We start from the raw sequence: 10,828 nt of genomic DNA, 5'->3' as shown, positions 1-10,828 counted from the left end.
GTCGTTGACCAGACGCTCGCTCGCCGTCGTCACGCCCCCGCTGGACCACAACAGGCCGCAGGAGCAGGCTGCGGAGATGCCCGCGACCAACGGCATCTGTACGGCTCGCGCCCTGGCGCGCTTCTACGCCGCGCTCATCGGCGAGGTGGACGGGCACCGCATTCTCACTGCCGAGACCTTGGCCGCCGCGACCGCGGAACAGGCCCGCGGCATGGACCGCATCCTGCGCGTGCCCGTCCGCATAGGCACCGGTTTCGGTCTCCCGACGCCGGACGCCTTCTGGTACTCACCGACCGCCTTCGGCTTCCCCGGCCGCGGCGGATCGCTCGGCTTCGCCGACCCGGCGACCGGCCTCGCGTTCGGCTACGTCATGAACCGCGTCGAGGAAGGCATGCCTGACCTCAGGGCCGCGAACCTCCTTGCCGCCGCACTACAGAGCCACCCCGAGGCTCTCAGCCCTTGATAGCGCCCACATGCGCATATGGTCGACGCACTTGGAAGCCGGAGCGGCGGGGTCGGTTGGAACAACATCCCGAGAAGGCCACCCCACCCGAGCCCGCGCCGCGCCTCCGTGACGGGCCACGGCCCACCGCGTTCAAGGATTCGGCGAGTACGGCGAAGCGCAGCAGCCCATACGGCAGCGGGCACGTCTCGGGGGCCTCGCCTGAAGGTCCTGAGGAAGGAACGTGCCGAGCAGCTTGGTCCGAACAGGAAAGGTCCTCGCCGACGGGCCGTGTGCCGATCTGGAACGACGAACCGTAGCGTCATGACAGGGGCGAAGGCCCCTGAACGGCTGTGCAGAACTCCCGACCCAGGCCAGGTGGGCTCGGCCCATCTGGAACCGGGAGCCGGCTACGTCCTACGTGCCGACCAAAAGACGCAGACCTCCGCTCGGGAGCCGAGGACAGGAACGATGTCTTCGCGCCCGTCGTTAGGCATGATCGTAAGGGGAACGACGCAGCAGAAGGATTTTCATGAGCACAGGTGTTCGGCTTGTCCGCAACCACGAACTCTCCCAGACGGTGCAGTACGCGTACGCGTCGGTTGCCGATGTGCCGGTGCGCGCCATCTGGGCGGCAGGGGCGTGCCCGCTCGACGCCGAGGGCAAGACGGTCGCGGTGGGGGACATCGCAGGCCAGACGCACCGGACGATGCAGAACCTCGTTGCGGCGCTGGAGAGTGCCGGCGCGTCGCTGACCGACGTCACGAAGACCACCGTGTACGTCGCCTCGTCACACCAGAGCGACCTGGTCGAGGCGTGGGAGGTCTATCGGGAGTACATGGGCGCGCACGACGTTCCCAGCACGCTGCTGGGCGTGGCCGCCCTGGGGTACGACGACCAGCTCGTCGAGGTTGAGGCGGTCGCTGTGATCACCGGCGAGAACACCGGGCCCGCCAGTTCGTGACCGCGGCACCGGGGGCCGGCCCGGTCCAGGACCTGCTGCCGGACGGCGACCCGCAGGTCCGTTGGCGGCGCTGGACCGCGGCCTCCGCGTGGGAGGGTGCGCTCGGCGGTGAGAAGGCCTGGCAGGCAGCTCACCATGGTGGTGTCGAAGGTGGTGAGCTGCCGTCGCGGACCCGGTGGATCGTGTCCTGACCGTGGCTCCGCCAGAGGCCGTCGAAGATGTCCGGCCCGGCTTCGGCCTGCGGAGCGGCGAGAGCGGCCGTGACGGCGAGGACGGCGGATCTGGTACGGATGACCTGCTTATTCACGGCCTGGGCGCTGACGAGCGGCCACGGAAGGAAGTGTCACGCTGCGAAGCCGTTGTTGAGGCCGCTGGGCGGCCGGAGGCGATGGCAGTCGTGGGTCGAGCTGACCCGCAACGGGGGGAGTCTCCTCTATCTGGGCTGGCCGCTCTATGAGATCAGAGGCGTAGACGACCTTGAGTATGTCGTCAACGGTGAAACGGTGACGACGCTCATGGTCGGCGACCCAGCGGAAAGGGACGGTACTGATCCCCACGCCTTGGACGAGTACATGGACGGGCTGGACTTCGCCGGGGATTCAGCCTCGGCGGAGGTTACGTCTGCGCTGCGTCTCATCGGCCGCATCACGGGCAGGGAGCTCGACCGTGCCTGGTTGGACGAGCGCCACATGCGGTTCACCATCCCCGCCGTCGCACGATGACCGCAGGTGTCCCGACATGGATTTGAGCGCCATCGTCGCCAACCTCCTGCGGGCGATCGTGGGAAAGCGTCGCCCACAGGCGTCATGGGTCGCGCTGGGCCCGCCACCACCTGCGCGATCACCACGAACCGGGAGTGGTCGTCGATGCCGGTGACCATCGTGTACTCCCGGCCGTCGGCCAGCGGCACCCCGCCGACCAGATCCATCTGCCACAGGTCCATCGACGCCTCGCGCTGCCAGCGCCGGTAGGTCCGCGGGTGATGCTGCTCCTGGAGCCGGGTCAGGCCGTTGCGGTCCAAGGCGCGATGCACGGTCGCTTTCGACGGGGTCGGATCCAGGCCTTGCCGTCCGAGCTCGAAGCTGATCCGCTGGGCTCCCCGGCGCGGATGTCGACGCCGGAATCTGGCAGATCAGCGCCTCCACTTCGGCGGCGATCCGCGTCGGGCTGGTCCTGGGCCGCCGCGACCGGTCGTCCAGCCCCGGCAGGCCCTCGGCCTCGAATCGCTTACGCCAGGCATGCACCGACTACCGGGAGGTCCCATAGCGGGCCGCGACTTCACCGATGGGCGATCCCGCCAGCACCTCCCGAACTGCCCGATAGCGATACTCCACCGTCGCCTGCCGGTCCACGACCCCACACCCTCACAGCCTTGATCAAGAAGCGGAGGTAGAAGATCACGAATAAAGGTGAGGCGTCAGCCATGTCCTGATAACGATCGGTGAAGCATGTCCTGAGACCTCACATCGACACTTCTATCGCGCAACCCGTCGGCTTGGAGCGTTGCCTCTTCTCCGCAAGGGGCATCGGCACGGGCCTCAGGCTTTGAACGGGTTCATTGAGGTATGCACATATCGCGGGGTGGGTGATGGGCAGGGCTCTGCGGAGGGTCACGCGCCTCTTCGGTTCGCGCGGGCCCTTCACCCATATGTCACCTCCGGCCGCAGCCGGTTCACCTTGGGAATCCAATGCCGGACTGAGGCTTTCCCTAAGGTCGACGGCCTTAAGTAGGTGCATAGTCGCTTCCTGTGACATCTCTCGACTCTTGAAGGAGCGGTCATGCGTCGCACGATGTTCATCACCACAGGTCTGGTCGGCGGCCTGCTCGCCACCACGGTCACGCTGACCGTCGGTGCATCGGCCGCGTCGGCCTCCCCCTCGATCACTCTCAAGGAGTGCGAGGCTGCCGGAGGCCGCCTCGTCAACAAACTGGAGCCGGGCGGCTTCTTCCCGATCTGGTCATTTCACTGCCACCTCCCCGATGGCCGCGTCGTACCCATCGGCTAAGCGCACCTGAAGGACGGCGGCCCGGCGCGAGCACATTCCACCGGGCCGCCCTGTCGGGGGTGCCTGATCCGGCGTTGGAAGTAGGTCACGGAACACTCCGGTGCTGGTGCCGCATGGCACGAGGGCCATCCGGGAGGTGGCGGTGAGGACGAGCCGCAGGCTTGCTGAGACACTAGGCGCACGCCTATCGCAGGTACCAGGAACTCGATCGTTGAATCGGGGTCTGCAAAGCAGGGTCGCCCGATATCCTGAAAGGTATCGCGACCAACCGCCAGGGCATCCGCACTCGGCTTTCGCTGTTTTCTAGAGGGCCTGTATGCCCTGGGCCTGCTCGGCCCACCGTTGATCGTTGTCCCGCGCAGTTGACCCCGCGTTCCACGTTATGGCCGTCTGCCTGCGCTGGTAAGCGTTTGGAGCGGCTTGCCTGGTCAATCCGCACTTCATCATACGCTCATAAACAGCGAGGCGATTCTCCGGAAACGATGACGCCTCACGGAGGGAAGGCGGTTTATCGGGAAACGGTGACAGCGGTGCCGCGCGTGGCGAAGAATGCTTTTCATGGGAGAGTTGACTGTCGGTGTTGCCTCGATGCAGGACGTAGTGCGCCGTCTGCGGGAGTGGGCGGATGAGGAAGGGTGGAATCCCGGCGAATCCGATGGTCAGGCCTTCCTCGCGGCGGATCCGCACGGGTTTCTCGTCGGACGCCTGAACGGTGAGGCGGTCGCATCCATCTCCGCAGTCCGATACGGGGCGGACTTCGGATTTATTGGGTTCTATATTGTGCGACCGGAATTGCGGGGGCAAGGCTATGGGCTCCAGGTGTGGAAGGCGGGCATGGCACACCTGGAGGGGCGCAACGTCGCGCTAGACGGAGTGGTGGAGAGGCAGGCCGACTATCGCAAGTCAGGGTTCCGGCGGGCGTGGAACCACGTCCGCTATGAAGGGGTGCCCCACGGCGCCGAGCCGGTCGGCGACGTGGCGCTGGTCGATGCCCGCGCGATCCCGTTCGATCGGCTCGCGGCCTACGACCGCAGGTTCTTCCCGACCGCACGCGACGCGTTCCTGGCCTCATGGGTGAGTCTGTCCGACCGCACAGCCCTGGCGGCTGTGCGCGATGGGGAGCTGCAGGGGTTCGGGGTGCTGCGGCCCGCCGCCGGGGCCTCGCGGATCGGGCCGCTGTATGCCGCCTCGGAGGACGTCGCGCTGTCGCTGATGGCCGCGCTGGCGGGCGCCGTACCCGGGCTGCCGATCGCGATCGACGTGCCGGACGCCAACAAGGCCTCGGTGGCGCTGGTCGAACGGCTCGGCCTGCAGGCCACCTTCGAGGCGGCCCGTATGTACACCGGACCGGTCCCGAACGTGGATCTGAGCGGGATCTACGCGACCACGAGCCTTGAACTGGGCTGACGTCGCCGTGGCGCCCTCCGCCTCATCAGCCAGCTCCTGCCACTTGACCATCAGTGGCGGGACTTCGCTGCTGTCGGATCGCGGTCAGGGTGACGGTCGTAGCCAGGTCTCGTGGAGGTGCAGCCAGAGCAAGGCCGTTCCGCGGCGCCGCAGAAGCACGGTCGACTGCCGGGTGGCGGCCGGCTGCCACTCCTGGTAGGCGACTGCGAGCAGTGGCCCCTCCGAGGCCACCAGTCGCACCTGTTGGATGGCGATGCGCAGGCCGGGTGCGGAGCCGTGCAGACCCTCGACCTCCTTCAGGACCCGCGCCCGGTCCAGGGTGGCGCCGTCTGCGGTGGTGAGGGTGAACTCGACGGCGTGTGCCTCGGCGAAGCGGTCGAACTCCTCCTTTCCCGCCGAGCCCGACAGCCAGCGCTCGATCACCTGGTGGTGCCGGACGACCTCCGCCTCGACCTCACGGCGCGTGTGGTCGGCCGACGCGCCGTGAGGCGTGCCGCCCTTCAACGCCGGGCCCAGGGCTGGGCGGCCAGCCAGGCTCGCGGGGGCGTCGGCCGTACGTCCAGCAGGTCGAGGGCGGAGGGGTCGGCGGCCACCAGGGCGCGGTCGGCGGCGATGTGCCGGTAGGTGGCGGCGACGGCGGCGGCCGTCCGCGGTCCGGTCACCGCGGCCAGGGCGGTTTCGAAGGCGGTGACGTCCAGGAGCTGATAGCGGGCGCCGACGGCGGCTGCCAGGTCGGCGCCGGTGACGGCTTCCTCCGGGCCGAGCTTGAGGACGGCGCCGTCCAGGTCGTCGCGGATGAGGGCTGCGTGGGTAAAGGCGGCGAGGTCCTCCAAGGAGAGCCAGGCCACCGGCAGGTCGGCCGGCAGCGGGTAGGCCAGCACGCCGTCGGCGGCCAGCGGCCCGGCGAACCAGGGTGCGGCGATGTTGTCGAGATAGACGGCCGGGCGCAGCTCCACCACCGGCAACCCGGCCTCGCGCAGGGTGCGCACGGCTGCCCGGCGGGTGTCGTAGGCGACGACGCCGGTCTCGCCCTCGGGCAGGCGGTTGGCGGTGTTGAAGGCCAGGTGGCACACCCCGGCGGCCAGGGCGGCGTCGCGGATGTTGCGGACGTACACCTCGACCACAGCGGGATCGTAGACCATGGGCAGGGTCACCGAGGCGTGGCTGACTCCGGCGAAGGCGGCCTTGACCGCCTCCGCGTCGGTCAGGTCGCCGGTGACGGATTCGGCTCCCTCGGGGACGGCGCCGCTGCGTGAGAAGCCTCGCACGGGCAGTCCTGCGGCGAGCAGCCGGCGGGCCACGGCGCCGCCTTGGGCGCCGGCGGCGTTCAATACGAGAAAGGTCATGGCCACCACTGTGCCGCCACGCAACTGTACGATCTATAAATAGAAGTATCGTTCTCTTTAAGGATCGTCCGATGGCTGGGGATCTGCTCAGCGACCTGCTGGCCCCGCTGCGGCTGCACGGGGTCTTCTTCAGCCGCTGGCTCGCCCACGCCCCCTGGGGCATAAGCGGGGACCGTGAAAGCTGCGCGCTGCTGCACTACGTCGTCTCCGGGGTGTGTGTCACCGAACTGCCGGGCGGCGATCCGGTCCGCCTCGAGGCCGGGGACCTGGCCGTCTTCCCGCACGGCACCGCCCACACGCTGGGCGACCGGCCGGGGCGGGCCACCGTACCGCTCAGCGGTGTGCTGCCGGAACGCGAGCCCGGCGAGGTCTGCACCGTCGAGATCGCCGGGCCCGGTGAGCGGACCCTCATTCTCTGCGGCGGCCTGCACTACGACCGGGTCGCCGCCGCACCCCTGTATCAGTCGCTGCCGCCGCTGCTGGTCCTGCGCCGCGAGCGGCTGCACGCCCATCCGCTGCTCGGCGTCACCTTGGAACGCCTGGCCGGCGAGTGGGACAACGCCGCCCCCGGCGCCCAGCTCGTGGCCCTGCGCGCGTTCGAGATGGTCTTCGTCCTGGCGCTGCGGGCCGCGATGGAGGGCGACTGCCCCGACGGCCGACCCGTCATGGGAGCGTTGCGCCACGAGGGTGTGGCCGCCGCGCTGCGCGCCGTCCAGACCCGCTTCGCGGAACCCTGGACCGTCGAAACGCTCGCCACCGAGGCAGGCATGTCGCGTTCGGCCTTCTCCGCCGCTTTCACCCGCCTCCTCGGCCAGGCGCCCATGCGCCACTTGACCGCCCGCCGCATGCAGGAGGCAGCGCGGCTGCTCACCGAGACCACGCTGGCGCACAACCGCATCAGCGAACGTGTCGGGTACGGCTCGCCGGTCGGTTTCCACCTGGCGTTCAAGCAGTGGTACGGCATGACGCCCGGCGAGTACCGCAGCGCCCCTCAGACCAGGTGACGACGTCAGGGGGTCTTACCGGCCGGGCGTCTGTGCCGAGCCGGTGGGGGAGGGGCTGAGGTCCGTGTTCACCGGCACTTCGCGGCGCCCGAGGTGTGCGCGGGCGGCGGCGGGGGAGGGCCCGGCCGCCCGCACGGCCTCATGTGAGCCGGACGCGCGCTCTGCGACCAGCTGACCGCAGCACGAAGACGGCGAGCACCCCCAGCCCGGCCACGGCCTGGGCGAGAAGGACGGGCACCGGGTCTGCCGAGGGAAAGAGCAACAGCACCAGCAGCGGCGCACAACCCACCACCGCGAGATCGACACCCTTGGCCGCCCACATCACCACTCCCAACGGGACCGGGCCCCCAGGCGTGTCGAGGACGGGTAGCGAGTGGTCGATCGGCCCCCGCCCCGCCATACGCAGCGCCGCCGCGGCCAGCGCGGGGGCGGCCAGCGGACCGATCAGCCACCACGGCACACCGGGCAGCGCTCCCACCAGGGCCAGCCCACCCAGCGCGAACAGCAGCCACACCGCCGCCATCACCCCGGGAAGCACGGCACGAGCCCCCATCACCCTCCGCGGACCACCCGCGAGGAGCCGCGCCAGCGAGGGATTGTCCCCGTCGCGGCGGGCACCCGTCGTGCAGATCGCAGCCGCCGTCATCGCGCCGCACAGCAGCACACCGGCCGTGAACACCGACAACCCGCCACCGGCCCGCGCGGCCAAGGCCGGCAGCACGGCCGCAGCGTGCAGCAGGACGAGCCGTCCCGGACGCCGCCCCAGCCGCCGCCACTCCTGCCATGCCGTCGCCACCGCACCGCCGCGCACCGGCCACCGCCGCGAGCGTACGGCACGGCCACGCCAGTGGTTGTCCTCGGCGGCCCAGGTCAGCATGCCCGGATCCATCATCGCGGCGGCCGACGCCGCCCGCCCCATCCGGGCCGACGAGCGCATCAGACCACGCGCCGGCACCCGGTCGAGCGCCGCCCACGCCTTCCGCGCGAGCAGCGCCGCACATGCCGCGACCACCCCCGCCAGAGCCGCCACCCACCCGGCGGGCGCACCGGCGAGCCGCGCGGCGATCTGCTCGCCGTACACCGCCATGAGTACGGCTACCGCCGTACCGGCAGCGATCAGCCCCAGCAGCCACCAATCCCACGAGTGCGAGCCCTGACCGAGGACGGCCATGGCCATCCCCCCGACCGTGGCCCCCACCCCGAGCACCAGCGCCCCCAACAGGCGCAGCACCAGACCGTCCGGAGCCCCGACCACCGACAGCAGCGCCAGCCCGAGCACCAGCCCGCCCGCCGTCGACACGGCAAGCAGCGCCATCGCGCTCCTGCCCAGCACCGACCGGCGCGGCAACGGCGACAGCACCAGCCAGGCGGCATCGGCCGCCGGCAACACCACGGGACCGGCCGCGCGCGCGAGAGCGAGGAACCCCACATAGCCCGCGGCGGCCAACGCCAGCCCCGCGGCGGCCCGCCCCGGATCGACCTGCCGCGCCAGCCCGTCGAGCGCGTCGACGATCTGCTGCCCGCCGAGCATGACGGCCAGGCCCACCCCGAAGAGCAGACTGTAGCGCTCGGTCCAGCCCATCGGCTCCCCGCGCTTTGAACGCAGATAGGCACGCGCCGGGTTCACGGCGTGACCTCCACGGTGACAGGGCGCACCCCGGCCGCCGGTGCGCCGGGCTTCTTCCCACGTCGTACGGGGTTCACGGGGTGGCCTCCAGAGTGACGACCCGTGCCCCGGTGTGCCGCGCGAGCCCCATGTCGTGGGTCGCCATCACCACCGCACCGCCCTCGCGGGCGTAGGCGCTGAGAATCTCCGCGAGCCGCCCGCGGAACCCCTCGTCGAGCCCGCGTTCCGGCTCGTCCAGCAGCAGAAGCCGGCTGGGCCTGAGCAGCGCCATGGCGAGCGAAAGCCGCTGCCGCTGGCCCGTGGAGAGCGTCAGCGGCGCCAGGTCGGCGCGGTTCGACAGCTCGAACTGCGCGAGCGCCTCGTCGACCGTCAGGCGGACACGCGAGTGCGCGGCCTCCATCAACTCCAGGTGCTCCCTGGTGCTGAGCCCCGGATACCAGGCCGGTTCGTCGCCGACCAGGGCGACGTCCCGCCAGAACACGGGTGTGTCGGCCGGCGGGGCGTCGAGCACGTCGATGCGGCCGGCGAGCGGGGGATGCAGCCCGGCCAGGCAGCGCAGCAGCGTAGACTTGCCCGCTCCGTTCTCACCCACGACGGCGACGATCTCCCCGGGCGCCGCTGTGAGATCGACGCCGCGAAGGACGGGGGTGCCCCCTAACTCCACCTCGACGTCGCGAGCGGTGATCACTGCATGTGGCATGGCACGACACTAACGCCTGTCCCCGGCGGGCGCGCCGGTGTCCTCTCCGGCCGGGGCCCGGTGCGGCGGCTTCGGATGAAGCACGGTTTGACCTGGTCGGAAGGCAGACGGAGACCGCCGGGGCCGACGTTTACTCGGTGCCCAGGTCCTCGGCCGCGTGCCGCCCCCGGGCAAGGAGACACACGGTACGGAACAACCCGCCGACCAACTGATGATGAATATCGAGATCCACTCGCCCTCCTTGACATGCAAGACGAGCGGGTCGGGTAAATCATGCGCTCGGCGTGTGGGCGACGGAAAACCAGTGGCAGGGCCGTTCCGGCCGCTGGCAGGCTTGCGCGGGTGACTGCACCACGCGTAGACCTTCTCGCCCGCCAGCTCGACATCGCCTGGGCCCTGTTCGACTATCACCTCGGCAAGGACCTCGACGAGCGCGTCTGCCTCTGGGAACCGGCCCCTCACTGCTGGACCGTGCGCCCCGACGCCCAGGGCCGCTGGATCGCCGACTGGAACGACCAGGAGCCCGACCCCGTGCCGGCGCTCACCATCGGCTGGGTCACCTGGCACATCGGCTACTGGTGGACGACCACCCTCGGCCACTGCTTCGGCTCCGGGGCCCCCGCGCGCGAGGAGATCACCTGGCCCGGCTCGATGCCCGCCACCGTCGACTGGTTGCGCGGCCTCCACGACGACTGGCGCGCCCACGTCGCCGACCTCACCGACGCCGACCTCGACTCCACCGACCGCACCGCCACCCTCCCGTGGGGCCAGGGCATGCGGCTGGCCGACGTCGCGGGCTGGGTCACCGTCGAGCTGACCAAGAACGTCTCCGAGGTCGGCCTCATCCGCAACCTCTACTTCGCCCGCGGCGGCGAGGACCGGTAACCGAAGGTGCCGGCTAAGAGCGACCCACGGTGAGCTTGAGGTGGGTCACCTTCGGCGACTCGGTCCGGCGTGCGAGCACCAGGACCGCCGCTGTGAGCAGCATGGCGGCGACACCATACACGGGAACCCCGCACAGGCCCTGACCGCGCTGGTGCAGCCCTGCGGGGAACCCTCGGTGGAGGTGACGGCGTCCTCGGTGGTGCTGGTGGGCTGCGGGGTCCAGGTCTGGGTGTCGGCGTCCCAGCGGCCGGTGATGCGCCGTACCCGCACGCCCGAGGGTTGGCCGTGCGTCGATCGTTGCCCGGCGCAGTTGCCCGGTCGTTGATCGTTGCCCCGCGCAGTTGGCCCCGTGTTCCCTGTTGTCCGGTGCAGTTGCCCGGTCGTTGGACCTTGTCCTGGGCAGTTGGCCGTGCGTCGATCGTTGTCCGGTGCAGTTGCCCGGTCGT

The 10,828-nt window shown here is 70.3% G+C and carries 15 protein-coding genes and 1 pseudogene; 10 read left to right on the top strand and 6 right to left on the bottom strand.

Annotated features, from left to right (window positions below):
* The 3 genes from BLQ73_RS30315 to BLQ73_RS32980 all read left to right on the top strand — a co-directional run.
* Positions 1-463 (top strand): serine hydrolase (locus BLQ73_RS30315; protein WP_143020538.1); only part of this gene is annotated, 463 nt, incomplete at its 5' end.
* A 511-nt stretch (positions 464-974) separates the two neighbouring features.
* A complete protein-coding gene (locus BLQ73_RS30310; RefSeq protein ID WP_093176250.1) occupies positions 975-1,406 on the top strand; it encodes a RidA family protein in 432 nt (143 codons plus the stop codon).
* Positions 1,403-1,597, top strand: a complete 195-nt coding sequence (locus BLQ73_RS32980; RefSeq protein WP_093176247.1) for a hypothetical protein — start codon at positions 1,403-1,405, stop codon at positions 1,595-1,597. The genes BLQ73_RS30310 and BLQ73_RS32980 overlap by 4 nt, the downstream gene beginning before the upstream one ends.
* Here BLQ73_RS32980 and BLQ73_RS35215 read toward each other — a convergent pair.
* Complete coding sequence (locus BLQ73_RS35215) at positions 1,537-1,713, bottom strand: hypothetical protein (protein WP_176955785.1); 177 nt, start codon at positions 1,711-1,713, stop codon at positions 1,537-1,539. The two genes, BLQ73_RS32980 and BLQ73_RS35215, sit on opposite strands and share 61 nt — an antisense overlap.
* Here BLQ73_RS35215 and BLQ73_RS34390 point away from each other — a divergent pair.
* Positions 1,667-2,128, top strand: coding sequence for a hypothetical protein (locus tag BLQ73_RS34390; RefSeq protein WP_176955784.1), 462 nt, complete (start codon positions 1,667-1,669; stop codon positions 2,126-2,128). The two genes, BLQ73_RS35215 and BLQ73_RS34390, sit on opposite strands and share 47 nt — an antisense overlap.
* Positions 2,129-2,212: 84 nt before the next feature.
* A complete protein-coding gene (locus BLQ73_RS34385; RefSeq protein WP_245691558.1) occupies positions 2,213-2,377 on the top strand; it encodes a hypothetical protein in 165 nt (54 codons plus the stop codon).
* 159 nt (positions 2,378-2,536) lie between these two features.
* Here BLQ73_RS34385 and BLQ73_RS35210 read toward each other — a convergent pair.
* Positions 2,537-2,650 (bottom strand): annotated as a pseudogene (locus BLQ73_RS35210) (helix-turn-helix domain-containing protein); the annotation flags it as partial.
* Positions 2,651-3,185: 535 nt separating this feature from the next.
* Between BLQ73_RS35210 and BLQ73_RS30295 the strand changes: the two are divergent.
* Positions 3,186-3,413 (top strand): hypothetical protein, encoded by a 228-nt coding sequence (locus BLQ73_RS30295; RefSeq protein ID WP_093176245.1) that lies wholly within the window; start codon positions 3,186-3,188, stop codon positions 3,411-3,413.
* 558 nt (positions 3,414-3,971) lie between these two features.
* A complete protein-coding gene (locus BLQ73_RS30290; RefSeq protein WP_093176258.1) occupies positions 3,972-4,820 on the top strand; it encodes a GNAT family N-acetyltransferase in 849 nt (282 codons plus the stop codon).
* Between the two features lie 84 nt (positions 4,821-4,904).
* Here BLQ73_RS30290 and BLQ73_RS30285 read toward each other — a convergent pair whose 3' ends face one another.
* Together BLQ73_RS30285 and BLQ73_RS30280 are read right to left on the bottom strand one after the other, a co-directional pair.
* Positions 4,905-5,324, bottom strand: a complete 420-nt coding sequence (locus tag BLQ73_RS30285) for a hypothetical protein (protein ID WP_093176242.1) — start codon at positions 5,322-5,324, stop codon at positions 4,905-4,907.
* Positions 5,321-6,166, bottom strand: a complete 846-nt coding sequence (locus tag BLQ73_RS30280) for an SDR family oxidoreductase (RefSeq protein ID WP_093176239.1) — start codon at positions 6,164-6,166, stop codon at positions 5,321-5,323. The genes BLQ73_RS30285 and BLQ73_RS30280 overlap by 4 nt, the downstream gene beginning before the upstream one ends.
* Positions 6,167-6,237: 71 nt before the next feature.
* On the opposite strand from BLQ73_RS30280, the gene BLQ73_RS30275 reads away from it, so the two are divergent.
* A complete protein-coding gene (locus tag BLQ73_RS30275) occupies positions 6,238-7,170 on the top strand; it encodes an AraC family transcriptional regulator (RefSeq protein WP_093176237.1) in 933 nt (310 codons plus the stop codon).
* A 139-nt stretch (positions 7,171-7,309) separates the two neighbouring features.
* Here BLQ73_RS30275 and BLQ73_RS30270 read toward each other — a convergent pair whose 3' ends face one another.
* Positions 7,310-8,797 carry a DUF6297 family protein gene (locus BLQ73_RS30270; protein WP_245691557.1) on the bottom strand — a complete coding sequence of 496 codons (1,488 nt, stop codon included), beginning with the start codon at positions 8,795-8,797 and terminating at the stop codon, positions 7,310-7,312.
* A gap of 73 nt (positions 8,798-8,870) precedes the next feature.
* The gene (ccmA, locus tag BLQ73_RS30265) at positions 8,871-9,497 is read right to left on the bottom strand and encodes a heme ABC exporter ATP-binding protein CcmA (RefSeq protein ID WP_093176234.1); all 627 of its coding nucleotides are present in this window, start codon (positions 9,495-9,497) and stop codon (positions 8,871-8,873) included.
* 342 nt (positions 9,498-9,839) lie between these two features.
* Between ccmA and BLQ73_RS30260 the strand changes: the two genes are divergently transcribed.
* Together BLQ73_RS30260 and BLQ73_RS33685 are read left to right on the top strand one after the other, a co-directional pair.
* Positions 9,840-10,382, top strand: a complete 543-nt coding sequence (locus BLQ73_RS30260) for a DinB family protein (RefSeq protein ID WP_093176232.1) — start codon at positions 9,840-9,842, stop codon at positions 10,380-10,382.
* A 40-nt stretch (positions 10,383-10,422) separates the two neighbouring features.
* On the top strand, positions 10,423-10,707 hold the full coding sequence (locus BLQ73_RS33685; RefSeq protein WP_218126099.1) for a hypothetical protein: 285 nt from the start codon (positions 10,423-10,425) through the stop codon (positions 10,705-10,707).
* The last annotated feature ends 121 nt before the right edge of the window (positions 10,708-10,828 follow it).

The sequence above is a fragment of the Sinosporangium album genome (genome assembly GCF_900100605.1).
Taxonomy (GTDB): domain Bacteria; phylum Actinomycetota; class Actinomycetes; order Streptosporangiales; family Streptosporangiaceae; genus Sinosporangium; species Sinosporangium album.
This window is presented reverse-complemented; position numbering and strand designations above follow the sequence as displayed.

Excerpts from the sequence above, each read along its gene's own strand:
- BLQ73_RS30310 (WP_093176250.1), top strand. The coding sequence starts at position 975 with ATGAGCACAGGTGTTCGGCTTGTCCGCAACCACGAACTCTCCCAGACG.
- BLQ73_RS34385 (WP_245691558.1), top strand. The coding sequence starts at position 2,213 with ATGGGTCGCGCTGGGCCCGCCACCACCTGCGCGATCACCACGAACCGG.
- BLQ73_RS30295 (WP_093176245.1), top strand. The coding sequence starts at position 3,186 with ATGCGTCGCACGATGTTCATCACCACAGGTCTGGTCGGCGGCCTGCTC.
- BLQ73_RS30290 (WP_093176258.1), top strand. The coding sequence starts at position 3,972 with ATGGGAGAGTTGACTGTCGGTGTTGCCTCGATGCAGGACGTAGTGCGC.
- BLQ73_RS30280 (WP_093176239.1), bottom strand. The coding sequence starts at position 6,166 with ATGACCTTTCTCGTATTGAACGCCGCCGGCGCCCAAGGCGGCGCCGTG.
- BLQ73_RS30275 (WP_093176237.1), top strand. The coding sequence starts at position 6,238 with ATGGCTGGGGATCTGCTCAGCGACCTGCTGGCCCCGCTGCGGCTGCAC.
- ccmA (WP_093176234.1), bottom strand. The coding sequence starts at position 9,497 with ATGCCACATGCAGTGATCACCGCTCGCGACGTCGAGGTGGAGTTAGGG.